The sequence below is a fragment of the Pontibacter sp. E15-1 genome (assembly GCF_022601975.1).
Lineage (GTDB): Bacteria > Bacteroidota > Bacteroidia > Cytophagales > Hymenobacteraceae > Pontibacter.
This window is the reverse complement of sequence record NZ_JAKVIR010000019.1, coordinates 83,392-102,785: the sequence shown is the minus strand read 5'-3', so window position 1 is coordinate 102,785 and position 19,394 is coordinate 83,392. Positions and strand designations below refer to the sequence as shown.

General features: G+C 45.2%; 16 protein-coding genes. 9 read left to right on the top strand and 7 right to left on the bottom strand.

From position 1 onward, the window contains the following. Window positions 1-92: 92 nt before the first annotated feature. Complete coding sequence (locus tag MKJ04_RS14475) at window positions 93-407, bottom strand: hypothetical protein (protein ID WP_241642359.1); 315 nt, start codon at window positions 405-407, stop codon at window positions 93-95. A 247-nt stretch (window positions 408-654) separates the two neighbouring features. Between MKJ04_RS14475 and MKJ04_RS14470 the strand changes: the two genes are divergently transcribed. Together MKJ04_RS14470 and MKJ04_RS14465 are read left to right on the top strand one after the other, a co-directional pair. After that, window positions 655-792 (top strand): hypothetical protein, encoded by a 138-nt coding sequence (locus MKJ04_RS14470; RefSeq protein ID WP_241642358.1) that lies wholly within the window; start codon window positions 655-657, stop codon window positions 790-792. Window positions 793-2,518: 1,726 nt separating this feature from the next. Beyond that, on the top strand, window positions 2,519-3,388 hold the full coding sequence (locus MKJ04_RS14465) for a hypothetical protein (protein WP_241642357.1): 870 nt from the start codon (window positions 2,519-2,521) through the stop codon (window positions 3,386-3,388). Here the strand turns inward: MKJ04_RS14465 and MKJ04_RS14460 are convergent. Further along, window positions 3,375-4,259, bottom strand: coding sequence for a nucleotidyl transferase AbiEii/AbiGii toxin family protein (locus MKJ04_RS14460; protein WP_241642356.1), 885 nt, complete (start codon window positions 4,257-4,259; stop codon window positions 3,375-3,377). The two genes, MKJ04_RS14465 and MKJ04_RS14460, sit on opposite strands and share 14 nt — an antisense overlap. A 364-nt stretch (window positions 4,260-4,623) precedes the next feature. Continuing rightward, on the bottom strand, window positions 4,624-5,283 hold the full coding sequence (locus tag MKJ04_RS14455; protein WP_241642355.1) for a hypothetical protein: 660 nt from the start codon (window positions 5,281-5,283) through the stop codon (window positions 4,624-4,626). Between the two features lie 431 nt (window positions 5,284-5,714). On the opposite strand from MKJ04_RS14455, the gene MKJ04_RS14450 reads away from it, so the two are divergent. The 6 genes from MKJ04_RS14450 (at window position 5,715) to MKJ04_RS14425 (ending at window position 13,164) form a co-directional block, all read left to right on the top strand. Then, window positions 5,715-8,471, top strand: coding sequence for a class I SAM-dependent DNA methyltransferase (locus MKJ04_RS14450; protein WP_241642354.1), 2,757 nt, complete (start codon window positions 5,715-5,717; stop codon window positions 8,469-8,471). Beyond that, entirely contained in the window at window positions 8,468-10,519 is a 2,052-nt protein-coding gene (locus tag MKJ04_RS14445; protein WP_241642353.1) for a DEAD/DEAH box helicase, read from the top strand. The genes MKJ04_RS14450 and MKJ04_RS14445 overlap by 4 nt, the downstream gene beginning before the upstream one ends. Then, window positions 10,512-11,723 (top strand): GIY-YIG nuclease family protein, encoded by a 1,212-nt coding sequence (locus MKJ04_RS14440; protein ID WP_241642352.1) that lies wholly within the window; start codon window positions 10,512-10,514, stop codon window positions 11,721-11,723. The genes MKJ04_RS14445 and MKJ04_RS14440 overlap by 8 nt, the downstream gene beginning before the upstream one ends. A gap of 175 nt (window positions 11,724-11,898) precedes the next feature. Next, a complete protein-coding gene (locus tag MKJ04_RS14435) occupies window positions 11,899-12,234 on the top strand; it encodes a transposase (protein ID WP_241642351.1) in 336 nt (111 codons plus the stop codon). A gap of 356 nt (window positions 12,235-12,590) precedes the next feature. Continuing rightward, a complete protein-coding gene (locus MKJ04_RS22890) occupies window positions 12,591-12,848 on the top strand; it encodes a DDE-type integrase/transposase/recombinase (RefSeq protein WP_241642350.1) in 258 nt (85 codons plus the stop codon). A 46-nt stretch (window positions 12,849-12,894) separates the two neighbouring features. Further along, window positions 12,895-13,164, top strand: a complete 270-nt coding sequence (locus MKJ04_RS14425) for an integrase core domain-containing protein (protein ID WP_241642349.1) — start codon at window positions 12,895-12,897, stop codon at window positions 13,162-13,164. A 652-nt stretch (window positions 13,165-13,816) separates the two neighbouring features. On the opposite strand, the gene MKJ04_RS14420 is transcribed toward MKJ04_RS14425, so the two are convergent. From MKJ04_RS14420 to MKJ04_RS14405, 4 genes are all read right to left on the bottom strand, one after another. Next, a complete protein-coding gene (locus MKJ04_RS14420) occupies window positions 13,817-14,545 on the bottom strand; it encodes a hypothetical protein (protein WP_241642348.1) in 729 nt (242 codons plus the stop codon). Window positions 14,546-14,838: 293 nt separating this feature from the next. Then, complete coding sequence (locus MKJ04_RS14415; RefSeq protein WP_241642347.1) at window positions 14,839-16,125, bottom strand: SIR2 family protein; 1,287 nt, start codon at window positions 16,123-16,125, stop codon at window positions 14,839-14,841. A gap of 639 nt (window positions 16,126-16,764) precedes the next feature. Continuing rightward, window positions 16,765-17,739: a nucleotidyl transferase AbiEii/AbiGii toxin family protein gene (locus tag MKJ04_RS14410; RefSeq protein ID WP_241642346.1), complete on the bottom strand. Its 975-nt coding sequence runs from the start codon at window positions 17,737-17,739 to the stop codon at window positions 16,765-16,767. Then, on the bottom strand, window positions 17,736-18,461 hold the full coding sequence (locus MKJ04_RS14405; protein WP_241642345.1) for a DUF6088 family protein: 726 nt from the start codon (window positions 18,459-18,461) through the stop codon (window positions 17,736-17,738). Before MKJ04_RS14405 ends, MKJ04_RS14410 begins: the two co-directional genes overlap by 4 nt. Before the next feature lie 557 nt (window positions 18,462-19,018). On the opposite strand from MKJ04_RS14405, the gene MKJ04_RS14400 reads away from it, so the two are divergent. Beyond that, the gene (locus MKJ04_RS14400; RefSeq protein ID WP_241642344.1) at window positions 19,019-19,393 is read left to right on the top strand and encodes an ArsR/SmtB family transcription factor; all 375 of its coding nucleotides are present in this window, start codon (window positions 19,019-19,021) and stop codon (window positions 19,391-19,393) included. Window position 19,394 lies beyond the last annotated feature (1 nt).

Here is a 19,394-nt window from a genome sequence, read left to right as displayed (position 1 = left end):
AACACTGGAGACAAACACGCCTTTGCCTGAGTCCTTTTACCGGGAACTAAGGGAGCTGTTCAGCAGGAGAAGCGAGGAGATGGGGGAAGATGCTAACCTGGGAGTGAAGTGTCTCTATGGAGGTACCCTTTTTTGCGAAGCAGATCCAGGAGTGACTTAACCGATACCCGCGCTTTCTTCTTGCTTTTGTCGATCACCAGATCGCCACGGTCAGCCGCGCTGTTCAAGCCTTTCCAGGTGGAGAGGCCCGGCAACTTCATGTCCATTACCTGCTGGGCTCCAATCCACCCGATGTGACGCAGTACTAGGTTAATGATGCCTATCTCTTCCTGCAGTTTGGCTACTGCATCCTTCAGTTCGTCAAATTCCTCAGCCCCTGGGACTGTGATTCGGTTGTGTCTTTTCATCTTGGTTTAGTCGTTACTGGCACCTATACCCAGTAAAAGCAAAAAAGTTAAATTGTTTCCGCCTCAGGTTCAGGTAATTTCCTATACTGTTTAGTACCGCAGTACCTATTTCTCATAAATAAAACATATGATTGATTTAACTACTGGCCGATGCAACAAATCGTCTGAGTTAGAGGCTGTGAGAAATGGATTGTTAAACTAAACAGGTAGGGTGCCGCCGTACAATACAACCAGAAAGGAGAATAATATGGAAATAGGAATTTTAGCTAAAGTGTTTGCGCTTGTTATGGCACTGTTTATCATTCTGGTTTGTGTTGCCACAGGTCAGATAGCATTTGCTGCCAGCATGGTGATAGTTGCCTTGAATATCATAGAGAAACTGTAATGATAAACAACGACCCTAAGAGAGGCGTGCGCGGGAGAGTGTGCGCCTTTTTTTAGTTCTACCGATACCAGGGATCTAGGCCGAATAGCTGCAGGCGGTAGAGATGATGTGGTGTTATGCGCGATGACGTTTTAGGTAAGCACAAGGGTTCTATAAAATCTAAGCGGTGTCTTGTCCAAGCTATCCGGAGCCGGTGAACCATCCCTTTACTTTCACTACAACGTAATTGATGAGCAAAGTGCAGAACGTATATGCTGGATCCTGTATGACAGCATAGGCAACGATGGCGAGCAGCAGGTAATACAGAGGAAGGAGCCACTTCTTATAGATAGGCCAAAGGCGCGCGAGCGCATCATTCACCTTTGCTACCTGAGAGGTGAAGTGGCTCCTCTCAAGTTTAAGGAGCTGTCGGACCAGCCAGCAGTCACGCCGATCAGGAGCCGGCATTACTTGGCATGATGCGCCCCCAATACCGCGCCGGGGAGTGGCAGGCAGAGACTTGTTGTTTCGCTTACGTTTGGACATAGTACACCGCTTAGATTGATAAGCAGTGCCTCTCTTCTATAAGCCATAAAGCCAAACCGGCTCTAAAAACGATCAAAGGACAGGGTCTGCGCAGTTCCTCAAAATGTACGCTATGTGCATACACTTTTTTGTAAATCAGTTCTTTACAGCACTTTTGCCCCTGTCAATGCCGTACATCTTGGCCAAGTACTCGGAGACACTACTATAGCTTTAAAGCTTGTGCCTCTCCTATTCCCTAAAGCCCCGGGCAAAGCTACTGCACGTCCGGTATTCGCATTAGGACATTTTATTAGCACCATTCGGTACTGAAATAAGAGAGGCACTCCTCCGGCTTTAAAAGCTTGAATAAGTGCCTCTCTTCTGTCTCCGTAAGCGCGCTACTGTAAATTTACAGAGGCCCTCTGGAAAAAAAAAAGACAGAAAAATGGCGCTTCTCAGGCTATCAAAACCAGTATGAGTGCCACCGTGCCGCGCAACTGCAAAGGTACGTCCAAGCCAAGGTTTTGGGCAGGACGGGTTTTTCATGGGTGCGTAGGCCCCCAAAAGACAGAAGCTCTCCCCAAGCTTTCAAGCTTGTGAAGCGCCTCTGTCTTATATCTTAACTGCGTTAAGCAAAGGCAGGGGATTATATCCATCTTGCTCACCGTCCTCCTCTGTTAAATTTACCTCTTGTGCTGTTATGGTCATATCTTCAGTTGTAGGGCCAAAGATCAGCCAACCACGCGGGCGCGAACAGCACCCAGTGATACTATTTTAAAGCGTTATCCTGTATTGCTCAGTATGTTATAACGGAGGGCCCAGCCCATTCATCTTTTGTGCCGTATTGTCACAAATAAATACCTTAAGCTTTGATGTATTTACGCAATGACAAACAATCGTAAGTGCTTAATTATGTGTTGTAGGCTTATGTTTAATAGTAGTTTCCAATATATGCGTCTCCTAGGTGTCTATAATTCTAAGGCTATAGGTTGAATATTATTTACAGAAGAGCCACACATAAAATATTTAGTTGACTTTCTAAACAAATTCCATTAACTTTGGGTATAACAAGTATATATACTTGTTATACCACATTAAATTCTCCTCTAAACCCCTCTAGAATCCCCTAATTCATGATATTGTTGCTTTTTTGAATCTATTTCCCTAACTTTACAGTAAGTATATATACTTACTGTATGTAAGAAGAGATTTACAAGCACCTATGGCAGGGAAATCAAGATTTGCTGTTGCAGAAAACAACATAAGGTCCTTCTTCAAGCAGGGAGTGCGCAAGGTGTTCACCAAAGATCAAGTGGCGGAGATCCTGGAAGAGAGGAGGGCAGTTTGGAGATTGCCCCTGTCGACATATGCAGACAAGTTTATTGATCAACTCGTTAAAAAAGAAATCTTAAAGAAGGTTGAGATATCTTTTGAAGGATACGTCTCGGACAAAGAGCGCTTCATGGTGAAGGACGCCTCTATACTGCAGATAGCCGCATCACTGGTCAATAAATCATACCTGTCTCATTACTCCGCCGTGTGGGTGAATGGCCTGACCACCCAGGTTCCCAAAACGATTTATATCACCTTTGAGCAGGCCCCCAAGGCGAGTGTTGACAGAACGCTGACCCAAGGAGGCATTGATGCGGCATTTTCCAAACCCCAAAGAAAGGCGTCTTCCAGAGCCATCTATGGGGACTATACCTTCGTGATGCTGAACGGCATGTTCACCAACAGATTAGGGGTTTATTCTGCAGAACATGTCCCTGTCACCAACATCGAAAGGACCCTTATTGACATCACTGTAAGGCCGGGGTATGCTGGCGGTGTTTTCTCTGTTCTGGAGGCCTACAAAAGCGCGCTTGGGCAGGGCTTATCCATCAATAAGCTTGTTGCGACGCTGGACAGGATGAAATTCATATACCCCTATCACCAGTCTGTCGGGTTTTACTTGGAGCGGGCTGGGTATAAGGGGAAGAAACTCGAGGAGCTGCGCAGTAGAAGCAAGGAGTTCGACTTCTACCTAACCTATGAGATAACAGAGAAGGAGTACTCAGCGGACTGGAAGCTCTACTATCCTAAGGGAATGTAATGGGTTCAAATTTGGAGACCACATAGTCGAAGTAAAAATCGAAGTCCCCCAATTCCTCAGTTTGCGACACCGTGTCCTTGACGCTTTCCCAGTTGTCCTGGTGAATGCTCTTGTTATTCTTTATTTCCTGAATGAATTCAAGGGGAACCCGCTTGGCCTCAAAGATGTGCTTTAGAAGCTGGATATTGTGCTCTGTATCCACCGTTATGCCGCAAGACTCTATGATTAAGTAGATATCGTAGAAATCCCTTGCCCGGGCCCTTGGCGAATGGGACTTGATCACCTCAGCATACTGGGGCAACTGCTGGCATAGGGCTCTCACCTTCTCAAAAACGATCATTTCCGGGGTATAGACATAGATGGTGTAGCCGTCTACATCCACGGCCGCTTTGTCTGCGACATATTCGAACTTGCTAAACTCGAGCTCGAATTTAGAGGAGTGGTCAGGCTTCAAAGGAACAGCCAGTCTTCTTTGGTGATCAGGGTTGCCCAAGTGCTTATCATACTCTTCCTGCCCAATGACCTTGAAGGTGACCAGGTAGCCTCCCCAGAAATCAGCCACAGGCTCTCTGACAGTCTTAGGCTTATTGATGAACTTGTAGTCAATCACCACATAGCCGTTCTCGCCAAAGGTCTGAACTAACGTTTTCTCTATTCTTACCTTTATTGATTCCAAATCCTCTTTGAAATCTCCATCCTCGATAGAAAAGTCCAGGTCATAGGACGTCCTAGAAACGGACTTGGTGGAATCATGGTAGGCGATGTCAATGGCATTGCCACCCTTCAGCACAATGGTCTCAATTAACTCATCATCAGAAGCGAGGGCAATAATTGCCAAGCGTTTGATTTTGTTTACTGTTTCTATATCCATCTGTCTCTTCTTGCAGATCACAATTTAAGAATAAAGCAGCAGATGATAACAGTGGGTTCAAAACTGCTTGAGCGTGCTTACAGCTCCAATTTGTTTTGTAATCTCTTGGTTCTGGCGCTTGATGTCATCGGCTGCTAGCACATCATGGGAGCGCAACGCGTTAGTCACCGCCTTGACGCGGGGCATGTTCTAAAGTTCTGCTATAGAGGTTTCCTGGCTCGAAGAAGAGCAGTACGAAATGGCAAAATAACATTTTCGAGCGTCTGAGCATTAAGCAGGATGCGGTGAAGATAGTTTTTCAGGGTTGCCGAGGTAGCATTGGAACAGCATCTTCTCAAGTCATTCTCTATGTCTGCCGTAGAGTTTACGAACATGTCTTTCTCTCCCCATGCAGTTTATGCCACTCTTCCTTGATGTCTGGCCAGGTGGCCTTGAGTTTTCTTATAAAACTATTTATGTTGTATGCTATCTGCATCTCGTTGGCGTCCTCGTAAAAGTAATCCCCACCATAGACATTTATATCCTTAAGTGCTTCAATTGCGTGACTTGCCCAGTATGGTTCAATATCCAAGTAATCATCGAGTGGCAAGAAATGGTGGTTGTACATTTCGTTTGTAATCTTGAACCACCACATGGCACTTATCATAGAATTGATTTCTTCTCCTAACTGACTGCCAACTCCTACGGGGCTACTTGTATCCATCCCCTTTGCCCATTCCTGTGCTTTCGCAGCTAAGAGAGGCCGGAGCACCGGCATATAACGCCCATAGATTTTCTTGAATTCCCACGCGTCAGGCCGCAGCAAGGGCATATCGCCAATCATGCAGCCGTTTTCTCCGCAGGGGTTCTCGTCTGAAGTGCCGATTACGCTGTTTTCCACGCCAAAAGTAAATTTTTGGTGTGTATGCGTACGTTTCAGCAGGTTGCCTACAGCTTCTTCCAAGTTAGCAATACCACTGGTCATCAACTGGTCAGTGTAGGGCCATTCTAATAAAATACTGGCTAACTTGGGATTACTTATCATGGCTCACTATATATGGTTAGGGTCATAAAATAGGGAATTCTTCAGCAAATACCTGCATAGATGGTTAGATAGAAAGCTAATTTAAACTCAGAAATAAATAGATTAACATAGAGCTTCCTTTGTAAACCGCTTCTACTTTACATAACAGTAGTTAACGATGCGCGTTGCGGCACCGGTTGCTTTTGCCCTGTTTGTCGATATGTTTGCAGTGTGCCTGTCCTATAACACCTGCTGCTCCTGACAAATAGCAATACACCTTTATTAAATCATAACTAATAAAATCGGTCTTCAGATTTTAAGTAAATTGCTAACCCTATTGCAATAATAAGTTAGTCAATACTGCTCAAACTCAAAGCCGATAGTTTTAGAGTAGTTGAACAATATTCTAAAGCTGTACCGGTGACTGCAGTTTGACACTATATGAAATAAAAATGAATGCGGTTGAAATTGAAGAAGCTATTTCCCTGTTGGCAGAACAGCCTTTTGTTGCTGCTGAGTTTCCGTATGCGTTCCTGGAAGCTTTTGGGAATAAGCCTACAACGATAAAGCTTCTACGAACGGGTACCAATAATAAGTCTGATATCGCGGGCGGTGTTCTCCAACGCAATAACATCCATATTGCTGTATGTGAAGAAGGCACTGTTCCGGAAGCTCTGAGCCAGCTGCGCGAAAGCCCAGCTACCATAAAGGCCAAGGCTAAATTTGTACTTGCCACTGACGGCAGGGAGTTCCAGGCCGAAGACTTAAACAGCGGTGATACTGTTGCTTGTGCTTACCCAGATTTTCACAATTATTTTGGTTTCTTCTTACCTCTGGCCGGGATCAGCACTGTTAAACAAATCCGTGAAAACGCCTTTGATATTAAGGCCACAAGTCGTCTAAACAAGCTTTATATCGAGTTGCTGCGCCACAATCCGGAATGGGCAAAGGCGGAACGCCGCCAGGATATGAATCATTTCTTGGCACGTTTGATATTCTGTTTCTTTGCCGAGGACACAGATATTTTCATAGGTGACAGCCTTTTCACAGCAACCGTGCAGCAGATGAGTGCAAGTGACGCATCCGATACGCATGAGGTTATCAGTGAAATATTTCGGGCGATGGATACCAAGCAGAACGAGCGCCCTGAGAAGAAAATCAAAAATTGGGCATCTAAATTCCCGTATGTAAACGGTGAGTTGTTTTCTGGATCAACTGAAACGCCCAAATTTTCAAAGATAGCTCGATCCTATTTGCTCCATGTTGGTAATCTGGACTGGAAGAAAATCAACCCGGATATTTTTGGCTCCATGATTCAGGCAGTCGCGGATGAGGAGGAACGCGGTGAATTGGGCATGCACTACACTTCCGTGCCCAATATCCTAAAGGTATTGAACCCACTCTTTCTAGATGATTTGCGAGCGCAGCTGGATGAGGCCGGAGATAATGCTAGAAAACTACTAAACTTACGCAAACGCATAGCGCGCATTCGCGTGTTTGATCCGGCTTGTGGATCTGGGAATTTTCTGGTGATCGCCTATAAACAAATGCGGGAAATCGAGTATGAAATCAACAAGCGGCGCAGTGAAAGTGAACGGCCAACTGAAATTCCGCTAACTAATTTTAGAGGGATTGAACTGCGACACTTTTCAGCGGAAATTGCGAGACTGGCCCTAATTATTGCTGAATTTCAATGTGATGTTTTATATCGCGGACAACAACTGGCCTTAGCCGAGTTCCTACCACTTAACGCTGAAAATTGGATTACCTGTGGAAATGCTCTAAGAATTAACTGGCTTTCTGTATGTCCTCCCACAGGTACAGATGTTAAGATTTATAGAGATGACTTGTTCAGTACTTCTCTCGATCAAGCAGAAATCGACTTCGAGAATGAAGGCGGAGAAACTTATATTTGTGGAAACCCACCATATAAAGGGGGTACAGAGCAAAATAACGACCAAAAATCTGATATGGCTTCGGTTTTTGCTAATATCACAGACACGTGGAAATCATTGGATTATATATCTGGTTGGTTCTTTAAATTTTCTGAATACGCAATACATACCGATGCATCATGTGCATTTGTTAGCACTAATTCCATATGTCAGGGCGAACAAGTTGCTAGGCTATGGCCTTTACTATATTCAAGAGGGCAGTCCATATTTTTTGCGCATACTTCATTTAAATGGTCCAATCTCGCAGCATATAATGCTGGCGTGACAGTTGTTATTGTTGGAATAACCTCAAAACCAAGGAATACATGCCATATATTTAGTGTGGATACTAATGGACAGTCTGTAAGCAGAGCGGTTAATGAAATCAATTCATATCTTATTGCTGGGAGAGATATAATTGTTAAACCAGAAACAAGGCCGCTCTTAAAATTATCTGAAATGGTAAACGGAAATAAAGCTGTTGATGGTGGTAATTTAATTTTAGATGGTAAAGATTATAGGCGACTTCAAATTTCTGATCCAAATTCTATAAAGTTCTTTCATCCTTACTTTGGCTCTGCTGAATTTATTAAGGGCAATTCAAGATATTGTGTTTGGATTAACAATGAGAAGCTCGATGAAGCTATAAAGAACAATGAAATCAAAGAGCGATTAGATAGAGTTAAAATATTTCGAAATAAAAGTAAAAAGAAGCTTACAAAAGATGGTGCACTTACACCTCACTTATTCCAACAAGTAAGACAAACTGGAGATGAAACAATTTTCATAATCCCAAGAGTCAGTTCTGAACATAGACTATATATACCAGTAGGTTTATTACCTAAAAAATCCATCTTAGCAGATAGTGCATTTGGTATGTATAATGCTCCACTATGGAATATGTCACTAATATCTTCACGTATTCATTTAGTATGGATTAAAGCTGTGTGCGGACAATTGGAAACCCGGATTAGGTATTCAAATACACTTGGCTGGAATACGTTTCCAGTACCGCTACTTACCGAGAAAAACAAAGAGGATTTAACTACCTGTGCCGAAGAAATCTTGGTTGCACGGGAACGGCATTTCCCAGCCACAATTGCTGACCTTTATGATCCTGAAAAAATGCCTGAAGATTTACGGCATGCCCATGACCGTAATGATGAAGTATTAGAGCGTATCTATATTGGTCGACTGTTTAAAAATGATACTGAGCGTCTTGAGAAACTCTTCGATCTTTATACTAAAATGACTAAAAAAGGAAAGTCAGCATGACAGAGAAAAAGTCTATACCCTCCGTTACTGTCAATTACAAAGGCACCGGCAGCTCGACCAAATCGAACGAGCTGGGCATGCGGGCGATGCAGGAGCGTGCCTATGAGAAGCGCGGTGAACAGTATCTGTTAATCAAATCGCCTCCGGCCTCCGGTAAAAGCCGTGCTTTGATGTTTATCGCGCTGGATAAACTCAACAATCAAGGCATCAAGCAAGCCATCATCGCCGTACCGGAAAAGTCTATCGGCTCCAGCTTTGCCAATGAACCGCTTACAAAATTCGGCTACCACCACGACTGGCATGTGGAGCCTAAATGGAATCTTTGCAACGCGCCTGGTGAAGATGGCAGCAAGGTCAAATCAGTTCAGTCTTTCCTTGGAAGTGAAGACGAAGTATTGGTCTGCACACACTCCACCTTCCGCTTTGCAGTAGAGCGTTTAGGTGTTGAGGCCTTTGACGACCGGCTGATTGCAATAGATGAGTTCCACCATGTTAGTGCCGACGAAGGGAATGTTCTCGGCTCGCACCTCAGGCAATTAGTTGCACGGGACAAGGCACACATTGTGGCCATGACCGGCTCTTATTTCCGCGGGGATGCAAACCCTGTGTTGATGCCTGAAGACGAAGCCAAATTCGATACGGTCACTTATACGTATTACGAACAGCTCAACGGCTATGAATACCTCAAGACGCTGAATATCGGCTACTACTTCTACAGCGGGGCTTATGCGGATGAGATTCTAAGTGTGCTTAACCCGAATGAGAAGACCATCATTCACATACCCAACGTCAATTCACGCGAGAGTATGGGTGATAAGATCAAGGAAGTCGAGCATATTATCGAAGAATTGGGAGAATGGCAGGGCACTGACCCTGTGACCGGCTTTCACTTGGTCAAAACACCGGAGGGCAAGACCATACGTATTGCTGACCTGGTCGATGATGATGCCGCAAAGCGAAATAGGGTTTCTGCGGCATTGAAAATGCCAGAAGCGAAAAGGAACCGTGACCACGTTGACATTATCATTGCGCTTGGCATGGCAAAAGAGGGCTTTGACTGGATATGGTGCGAGCATGCGCTCACGGTAGGCTATCGCTCCAGCCTAACGGAGATTGTACAGATCATCGGGCGCGCCACGCGGGATGCCCCGAATAAAACCCATGCGCGCTTCACGAATCTGATTGCAGAGCCGGATGCCTCGGAAGGGGCGGTTACGGACGCCGTCAATGATACGCTGAAAGCCATCTCTGCTAGCTTACTGATGGAACAGGTGCTGGCGCCACGATTCAATTTCACACCGAAGCAACCGCAGAACGGTCCGCTTGAGGGATTCGATTACGGAGAAGGAGGCTATAATCCGGACAAGGAGAATGTCGGTTTCAATGAAGAGACCGGCCAGTTCCAAATTGAAATCAAAGGGCTTTCCATGCCGAAGAGCCAGGATGCGCAGCGCATTTGCAAGGAAGACCTCAATGAGGTGATCGCCGCTTTTGCGCAGGACAAGCAAACCATTGAACGCGGCTTGTTTGACCCAGAGGTAGTGCCTCAGGAGCTGACCCAAGTCCGAATGGGGAAAATTATCAAAGACAGATACCCAGAACTGGATAATGAAGATTTGGAAGCTGTGAGGGAGCATGCCATTGCCGCACTCAACCTGACACAAAAGGCGAAGGAAGCACTCAATAACGACCCTGAGCTGAGCGGTCGGGGGAATACTGCCTTGATCGACGGGATACGCAAATTCACGATGGATGTGCGCGACCTTGATGTGGACTGGATTGATAGCATAAACCCCTTCAGTGAAGCCTATTCAATTTTATCCAAGGCCATGACAGAGCAGAGCCTAAAAGCCATGGCAGAGGTTATCTCAGGTAAAAAACCGGACATATCACTGGAGGAGGCAAGGGATCTTGCCAAAAGGGCGTTGAAGTTCAAGAATGAGCGGGGCAAATTGCCCGATATCAAATCTGCTGACCCATGGGAGCAACGCATGGCCCAGGGCATAGCGGTGCTGGCTCGTATAAAAGCTGAGGAAAGAAATGGCTGATAAAAAGAAATTCACCGATGAAGATGATGCGCTTTTGGCAGAACTCGGTGTCGAGGTCGAAGCCAAAAAAGCCGTTAAGCACACTGCGCGGGAAGAGCGGATCATGGCCGGATTTGAGGAAATCCAAGCCTTTGTGGTAGCGCAAGGCCGTTTACCGGAACACGGGGAGGACAAAGATATTTTTGAGAGGCTGTACGCCGTTCGGCTCGACCAGATCCGCAGACAGGAAGAGTGCAGGACCCTTCTCAAGGACCTGGACCATCAGAATCTTTTGGACGTCCATCATAACCCGGCGACGGAGGTTCCGGACAATATAGATGATGATGAGTTGCTTGCGCAACTCGGTGTGGATGAAAACGAGGCGGATTCCATCACCAGGTTAACACACGTAATGCCCCGCGCAGAAAAAAGGGCTGTGGAGGAAATTGCCAATCGCACCCACTGCAAAGACTTCGAGCAGTTCAAACCGCTATTTGAGGCGATAAAAAAAGAGGTTGACACAGGGCTCAGAAACACCGTTCACTTTAGAAAGGACGCTGGTTTTACCAAAACAACGCTTAAAGTAGGGCAATTTCTCATCATCGGCGGGCAAATGGCTTATATAGCCGAGATGGGAGAAACGATAAAAGCGCCCAATGGGGAAGATGATGCCCGCCTGCGGGTTATTTATGCCAACGGCACTGAAAGTAATCTTCTGCTGAGGTCCCTTATCCGCGCCATGTACAAGGATGAAACAAGCAGGTTCATCACCGATCCTACCTCCGGGCCGCTCTTCTCAGGCGAAAACAGCGAAGATGATCTGGACAGCGGTACCATATATGTGCTTCGCAGTTTGTCCGACCATCCGCTCGTCAAAGAGAACAGGGAGATTATTCATAAAATAGGTGTGACAGGAGGGGATGTGAAGAAACGGCTAGTGAATGTAAAGAATGACCCGACCTTCCTTATGGCGGATGTGGAAATCATCGCCACATATAAACTGGCTAATATCAACCGCACAAAGCTTGAGAACATCATTCACAAGTTTTTCGGGGCGGCAAAACTGGATGTTGAAATAAAGGATCGTTTTGGAAAGCCTGTAAAGGCTCGGGAGTGGTTCTTGGTTCCGGTCTTCATTATTAATGAGATGGTAGAGAAAATCAAAGACAGCACTATCAGCGACTATTATTACGACCCCGCCTCAGCGAAGCTACTGAAGCACTAAGGGCAAAATAGGATAGGCGTTTCGTGCCCCTTCCTGAACTAGGGAGACTAGATAAAGGACTTTGTTTACGACTTCCTGAAAGCGCTTTACCCCCGAAATTCAAAGTAATAGAAAAGCCACAGCACCTGGTGCAGTGTGTCTAGTCCTGAAATAGGTTGACAAAAAGTCAACGAAAATGAAGGACAAAACATTAAGAGAACGTATTGTAGCAGAGTACCTGACTTCCGGGCAGAGCTACCGAGAAGTGGCCGATAGATGTGGAGTAGATTACCGAAGCCTGCACCGCTGGGTAAAACAATACCAAGGGCGCATGAAAAAACCACACAAAATCAGAAGAGCCAGGCTGCTGCGGGAACTGCCCACAGACAAGCTGCCGACCAATGTCGAGACCCTGCAATCTGAGCTGCGCAAAGCCCGGCTCTACAACCAGGCCCTGCAGGAAGCGATCCGTATAGCCGAGGAGGAGCTCGGAACTTCCATCCTAAAAAAGTCTGGTACCAAGCAATCCTGAGAGTGGAGCAAAGAACGCCCTTCCAAGTAGTTGGAGTGCTTTGCCGCTTGTTTGGTTACAGTAGACAGGCGTATTACCAACATATCAAAACGAGGCAGCAGCAAGTCCTGCAAGAGGACCTGCTAGTGCAAGAAGTGCTGCGAATCCGTCGCACTCAGAAGCGGCTGGGGGCGCGCAAACTGCTTGTGATGATGTCACCCTTTATGGCTGCCCATAACATTGAAATAGGCCGAGACGCTTTTTTCGAACTCTTGCGTGGGCACGATCTGCTTATCAGGAAGAGAAGGCGTTCTAAGCCCCAGACTACTTTCTCTGGTCACTGGCTTCACAAGTACGAGAACCTGACTGTGGGTTTTGTGCCCAAAGCAGCCGGGCAGCTATGGGTGAGCGACATCACCTATATTCACCTGGAGGTAGGCTTCTCCTACCTGAGCCTGATCACCGATGCTTACAGCCGCAAAATCGTCGGCTTTTACTTAAGCGAGAATCTTACCGCCGGGGGATGCATCCGGGCCTTGGAGATAGCCCTAGCCAGCTGCCCCATGCAGGGGTATCTAATCCACCACTCCGACAGGGGTATCCAGTACTGTAGCCAGGGGTATCCAGTACTGTAGCCAGGGGTATGTCAGGCTGCTGCAGCAGCGGCGCATCGCCATCTCCATGACCCAGAGCGGCGACCCGCTGGAGAACGCGCTGGCCGAGCGGGTGAATGGTGTCCTCAAGCAGGAGCTCCTGGAGACGGTGTATGCTGACTTGGCGGCTGCTCAGCTAGCCGTAGCCACGGCAGTGAGCATCTACAACCATCAGCGCCCTCACTCTAGTGTGGACATGCTCACGCCTGTGGAGGCGCACGGCAGGACCGGCGAGCTGAAGAGACACTGGAAAAACTATTATGCTGCCAAGAAGGGAAAGGAGGTGCCCATGCAGTAAGGTGCAGGCCAAGAAGGCTTGTCGTTGCCAGAACCCCTTACCTATGGTGACGGTATAAGGTGTAAAGGGCTGGCAGGATTAAGAAACAGCTGTCAACCTGGTATAGGATTAATAGTGTAAACTGTCAACTTTTTTCAGGACGAGTCAGTGGCTTTTCTATTACTTTGCCCCGTCTCGAAATAGGTTGCATCAAGAAGCGGCCGAATTTTGTTTAGCTAATACACACTTGGTAACAGCGCATCAGAGCCCCCTGGTGTGTTGATTCGTGATTGATTTCGAGTTGGTCTTTGGTTGATTTTAGGTTGCTTTCTGGTTGAAAATACGTTGGTGCGCGGTGAAGACCGTGTTGTCACCAGTCCTGCTGAGGGAGACCAAGATGAGGAAACAGCGGCGTTAGGCTGAAGAGTAGGCTTTTCGTTGGTAGGTTTGATTCGTGTTTGCCCCTGGTTTTATTGTCTCAGGCAAAAGGAGAATTTTATGGGATTCAGGTATAACAAGTGTAAATATTAACAAGGCCGGCTCCTGTTCGTGGGAGCCGGCCTTAGAAAGCCGCTCTATGTTAAATAGAAAGAGCTAAAAATTTATAACTAACCACAAAGGCAATGTATGTAAGCTGATGTCAACAAATCTTTAAAATATTTTTATGACTATATTACTTCAGTGACATTTTAGTAACCAATGAAGCAGGAAATACATCGGTTACTCTTGAAGAGTCATTATGATAGAAAACATAATTCTTAGTATGCCCTATATAATAGTATTCTTTGGTTGATCTTATATAAGTATTATTGTAAACAATACTGCTCCCTGTAGGGCTTGCTTTTATTCTTTCATACTTTGTTATCCCTAAAATAATAGATATACAAATACTCCAGAATATGAGGAATATTAGGAGGACAGTCAACGTCTGTTTTTTTTCCTTTCTATTGTAAATGTATAAACCACTTAAATAAATTGGCAAGCCTACTACAATCATAACTATCGCATACCTTAGAACTACTTTGAAAAAGTTATTTAGTCCTACTGTAGTATCAATAAGAAATAGGAATGGAGTTATTATAATAGCAGCGTATAAAGGGTAAGCAAAAATTTTAAGATTACTCTCAGGACCCATATCTAAAGGATCAGATGTATCATCAGAAAAGCTTTGAAAAGGATGAAATTGTGAAACAAAAACGAAAAACATTAAAACAGCTATAGTGACTACAAATTCAGGTAATGAAAGAAGTATTAATTCTGTAAAATCTAAATACTGGAAAATATTTATATTAAACTTGAAGTAATAACTATAGATACTAATACAAGAAAACATTACAGACCAAGCGGAAATAATAGGTAAAAGGTCTTGAATTCTTTTAATCTCAGATTCTCTTTGTTCCATATTACATTAAGTAGTAAGCAATAACCTTTTATGGTCGTAATATAACATCATAAACCTGCTTCTTAGACAAAATAAAATATTCTGCCAATAGCTTCTCTTTCCCTCCCAAAGTGCCAAGACTTTACAACTCGATTCCAGCATATGGGGCAGTTGCTCTCATAACTACAGTTATGCTAAGCAAGAACCATGGCTAAAAGAGAAAATTGCCCGAATTTGCCCTTAACTACCTGTGCCATAATATGCATCATGTGTGCGTGTTATAGGTTGAACAGGTAAGCTAATGAAACCCCAGATTATTCTAAAGGAGCAATTCCTTCTAGGAAATCAGAAAAGAATTTTGTGTACACTCTAATCCGACCCTGCAAGCAAGTATATAAGCCCCTTTCTTTCTGGTCTGTACACATAGGTTCAGGAATGAAACTTGTATGCGAGAACAAGTCTTCCCAAAGTTTTCCGTACATATTTCCCTTTATAAAATTAGGGTCAACGATTGTTACCTGAAGTTCCTCGTTCTCTTTTAAGGCATTTCGAATTGATTCATTTATATGGGCATCTCCAAAAGAGTAGCCTATGATAAATAAGTGATTGGCAAACATACAGTCTTTGTCAAAGGCTGCTTGCATTTGTTTGAAAGGTGTAATGGCTGTTTTTTGTGTTTTCTGATAGCCTGTTATGATAGGAGTTAGAATAATGTTTTTCCCTTTCTCAATTTGAATAGTTGCCACATCACCATTTCCTGTAATCAATGGGCCGTTGTTCGTTAAATAATACTCATGAGATGGCATACCATGTTTGTTCAATGAACTTACATGCCAACTGGCAGAACCATGTAGGTTATAATGGCACGAGAAGTCATGCTCATAAAGGCGTTTTAAATCTGGTCTATGATATGCATTCGGTTCAATTGCTGCCCCTGTGTTTGTGAATCCTTCAAAAAGTGGTACTCCCCTATTTTCTAAAATAACTTTAAAGAGCCGGTCATAATTTAACGTATAGATCCTGACCACCCTCTCAGAACTTAGACTGATTTTAATCCAGTTAGCGAAAGCATCATTGAGCTGCTTGTTTGATTCATTTTCTACTATGACTTTTTTTGAATTAGTATAATAGCTGTAGTTTATAACATCAGCCATTATAAGGGATATTATCTTTGTCAGCTGGCCTTTTAAAAAGTACTGCTCTGGCGTATCCTCCCCCTCAAGTATCAGTCTATAGTTAGAGCTTAAATTGGTTAGCTGATTCCCTTTTTCATCTTTTTTTTCAATATTTATTATATCGTTAAGTAGAGCGGATGGAGAAAGAAAAGGAAAGGCAAGTGATAATTTACTATCGGTACCTGAATAGCCTGTGTAGTATACAATCAACTCTTCCACTACACTAATGACCGTTTCAAAATTTACTTCATCTTTCTTGAGTTTACATTCCTCTAACAGTATCTGGTAGATTTTATCTGTGATGTATTGGCCTGTTTTCGTTTTACCCCCAGTGTTTCTTATGCGCTCTGTTAAATAGTTAGTTGTGGGACCTTTCCAATCTATTACAGCTCCAGCTCCAAATAAGAACACATCTCTTTTTTTCATTGCTCAAGATAGTAAAGTAATAGTCTTCAATGTGCCTCTAAAGTGGTAAATTAGCTAACTGTCTTAGCACTGAGATAGGTTACTTGGTATTCTCAAAAAATGGCCGTTTTAGCGATACTTGTAAGCAATATGCAAGATCTGTATATAGTGGGTCCCGAATTGCCGTCTCACAAATTAAACTGGTATTTTGATTAATGAGATGAGTTGGTGATACAGTTAAACAGCTGTGCTCCCAAAGCATATCCACAAGCGTTATAACAGGGCGGAGGGAAAGAGAGTAGGAACAGGAACACCTGACAGAGGAGAACTATTCCTATGAGGCGAGGGCGTCACGGGATTTCATACCCAGACCCATGGTTTCTCGACGGTGAAGACTCTGCCGGCCGCCATGGAATTGGAAATCACAGGATACAAAGAAGGGAAGCAGACTGATAAGAAAACCTACGCTTATACAGGAGGGAAACCAATACTTTACCTTCGAAGCCAACCAATAGCCGGTGAGATATAGCGTGGTATTACCAGGAAAAGTGGCCATGCACGGCCTGTGCGATTTCTTATTATTTAATTCTATAGTTTGAGGAGCAGTTAATCCCACAGCTTGTGGGACTAATTACACTAAGTCAATGCCACCTATCTGACTTAACTCTTCCTGCCTCCAAATACCTGGTGGCGTGCAGCGACCGCTCCCAAGACGGCAATAATCTCCTCTGGGTCAGGCAGTGAGCCATACACGAGGGAGCGGAATTCCTGCTGGTAGGCCGTCTCTAAAGAATTCCAGGCTCCTCTCACGTCGGCGAACAGCAGGCAGGCATCCAACGGCTGCATGGCCCAGTCGCCCTGAAACTCGCTGTTTCGGGCATCATCGGCCTGTACGGCCTTTATCATTTGAAAGAAGTCCTCGCTGTGCAGGAAAGCGGTCACTGCAGGTGCTTTTAGCATGGCGTGCAGGTCGTATACATGGCGAATCTTGCTACCTAATTCATCTACCGGGTTTTCGGCATAAGAAGCCCGCACCAGGGCCAGCACCTTCTCTGTGAAGGTGCGCTCCAGACTGACCACATTCACCTCAAAAGGCTCTAGCTCGTACTGGCGAATCAGGTCCAGCAAACCACGTTGAGCCATAAACTGGCTGATGTAGGTCTTGATTGGCATCAGCTGGTGTGGATTAGGGCTGGCAAAGGAGTTGATTTCGACCAGAATCTTGTCAGTTGCCTGGCCATAGTCTCCCTGCACAGAGGCACCGTAGTCGTGCAGTGTTTTGCGGAAGCGGGAGCCCTTGCTGGTCCGGTGCGGATCATCTACCTCCACCATATCCTTCGTGATCTCTTTTGATATCTTGCGGATCAGCTGCATGACCTGGTTGTTGGTCATGCCTTCGTCGGCGTTGATGGCCAAATCGATGTCCTCTGAAAAGCGCTCAATCAGGTTGTAGGCCTTGGATAGGGAGGTGCCGCCCTTGAAGATAGCCTGCTCCACGTAGGGGGAGTGGGCCAGCCTATAGAGCACCAGCGTCACCCAGTAGTCTTTCTCCACATACATATCCCTGATCTGCAGGGCCTCTGCCGTGGCCGTGATGGCGTCCCGGAACACCTCCGGGTTTTGGTGCAGATTCATATGATATTCCAGTCTTTTCTGTTGGGCAATATGCTATCGCTAATGCCCAGTTTGTATTTGGTCAGTGGGTTAAGCGACTGCCTTAGCCTATCCGCCTCCTGTGCATAGCCTAGCTGCTCCAGCAGGGCTCCCAGCAGGGCACGGGTAGCGGGGTTGTAGTCCAGCGCCAGCTCTAAGAGCCGGTCCATGTCGCCTTCGGCTAATTTTCTGATATACTCGAGCAGAATAAGGATCGTCTTTTCGCTGTTGCGGTCCGGAATCTTCTTGTAACCGCGCAGTGCGTCTAGGACTTGAAGCTTGTCAATGTCAGACTCCTTGAAGTGGGTGGGGCTCTGAATATAACGGATCTTGGTTTTCCCGACATTCGCCACCCGGCGCTGCTTGCGTGTCATCAGCGTCACCTCCTGAGGAACCTGCGTGGTCAGGCCCAGCTGGTTGTAGAGCCCCAAACCGCTCTCGTACCCTTTAACTTTGCCTTTGGAGGTGCTCAGGCTCTTGATGATCTCCTTTTCAGATGGTTTTACTTTCCCGAAAACAGTTTCCTTTGGCTTATAGTAGCGGCCTTTTGCCAGCCGGTTGATCACTCCTTGCCTGGCCAGGCGGCTAAGTGCCGCCGCCAAGGCTTCTAGCTGGCTATCATTTACCTGAAAATCAGCGTAAGTCAGCAGCTGACCGGGTTGGGCCTGTTCAATTCTTTCCCGGACTTGTTGCATGATGCTCATGTTCTGCTTCCTCTGTAGCGTATAACCACATTCAAAGATAAGCATTATCATTTTGGATTGTCAAGTTTTTATGTTATTAAACTTGACAAAGTGCGCTTATACTAATTATTATCTCCAGATCTGACTGTTCTAAAGTATTTAAAGGTAGGATATAATGTAATCCTGCTTCAAACCTCCCCAGCCGTTTTTGCTATTCTAAATAGGAGAACAATGTTTAGTACCGGTGCCTATAAATTATCAAGCCACATTTTCAGTTTCGCCCAAAAGCCGTTTCAAAATACAGCGTAAGCCCTTCGAGGCTGTGTCCGGAGCGCTAGCAGGTCGAAACATAGGAGAGCAAGTAAAATGAATGTGGTAAGTTCTCTTTTGTTTTGGTGTTCTGAAACAGGCTTTAGAGCCCCTGTCTTTTAGCATTAAAACAAAGCTTATCACCAGTGCCGCCCCCATAAGGGCATATTCTACTGGCAAAGCAAGTTTTTAATTTAAGAGATTGCTTAAATGAAACTTTTACTCTAATATTGCGTTTGTAATTTAAGATATTGCTTAGATATTTAAAAATGAAAAACCAAGGATGTATCCGGGTGCTGGCCGATGAAAACCAGATAAAGCAGTGTAAGCAGGATATAGCAGGAGTAGAGGGAAAGGTACGGCAGATGGCAGGGATGATGAGCCTGGCCGGGAATGCCGTGAGGTTAAACATTTTGTTTCTGCTGTATAAGGAAGAGCAAATGTGCCCCTGCGATCTGAGTGACGTGCTGGAGATGACTGTTCCTGCTATTTCGCAGCATTTGAGAAAACTGAAGGACGGTGGCCTGGTGAAAGACAAAAAGGTGGGGCAGACGGTGTTCTATTCTGCTGTAGAGGAAAACATACAGCTAATCCTGCCTTTATTAAAGGAACTAACAGCATCCAGTGAGCAAACAGTAGAATAGC

Excerpts from the sequence above, each read along its gene's own strand:
- MKJ04_RS14475 (WP_241642359.1), bottom strand. The coding sequence starts at position 407 with ATGAAAAGACACAACCGAATCACAGTCCCAGGGGCTGAGGAATTTGAC.
- MKJ04_RS14470 (WP_241642358.1), top strand. The coding sequence starts at position 655 with ATGGAAATAGGAATTTTAGCTAAAGTGTTTGCGCTTGTTATGGCACTG.
- MKJ04_RS14465 (WP_241642357.1), top strand. The coding sequence starts at position 2,519 with ATGGCAGGGAAATCAAGATTTGCTGTTGCAGAAAACAACATAAGGTCC.
- MKJ04_RS14460 (WP_241642356.1), bottom strand. The coding sequence starts at position 4,259 with ATGGATATAGAAACAGTAAACAAAATCAAACGCTTGGCAATTATTGCC.
- MKJ04_RS14455 (WP_241642355.1), bottom strand. The coding sequence starts at position 5,283 with ATGATAAGTAATCCCAAGTTAGCCAGTATTTTATTAGAATGGCCCTAC.
- MKJ04_RS14450 (WP_241642354.1), top strand. The coding sequence starts at position 5,715 with ATGAATGCGGTTGAAATTGAAGAAGCTATTTCCCTGTTGGCAGAACAG.
- MKJ04_RS14445 (WP_241642353.1), top strand. The coding sequence starts at position 8,468 with ATGACAGAGAAAAAGTCTATACCCTCCGTTACTGTCAATTACAAAGGC.
- MKJ04_RS14440 (WP_241642352.1), top strand. The coding sequence starts at position 10,512 with ATGGCTGATAAAAAGAAATTCACCGATGAAGATGATGCGCTTTTGGCA.
- MKJ04_RS14435 (WP_241642351.1), top strand. The coding sequence starts at position 11,899 with ATGAAGGACAAAACATTAAGAGAACGTATTGTAGCAGAGTACCTGACT.
- MKJ04_RS14425 (WP_241642349.1), top strand. The coding sequence starts at position 12,895 with ATGACCCAGAGCGGCGACCCGCTGGAGAACGCGCTGGCCGAGCGGGTG.
- MKJ04_RS14420 (WP_241642348.1), bottom strand. The coding sequence starts at position 14,545 with ATGGAACAAAGAGAATCTGAGATTAAAAGAATTCAAGACCTTTTACCT.
- MKJ04_RS14415 (WP_241642347.1), bottom strand. The coding sequence starts at position 16,125 with ATGAAAAAAAGAGATGTGTTCTTATTTGGAGCTGGAGCTGTAATAGAT.
- MKJ04_RS14410 (WP_241642346.1), bottom strand. The coding sequence starts at position 17,739 with ATGAATCTGCACCAAAACCCGGAGGTGTTCCGGGACGCCATCACGGCC.
- MKJ04_RS14405 (WP_241642345.1), bottom strand. The coding sequence starts at position 18,461 with ATGAGCATCATGCAACAAGTCCGGGAAAGAATTGAACAGGCCCAACCC.
- MKJ04_RS14400 (WP_241642344.1), top strand. The coding sequence starts at position 19,019 with ATGAAAAACCAAGGATGTATCCGGGTGCTGGCCGATGAAAACCAGATA.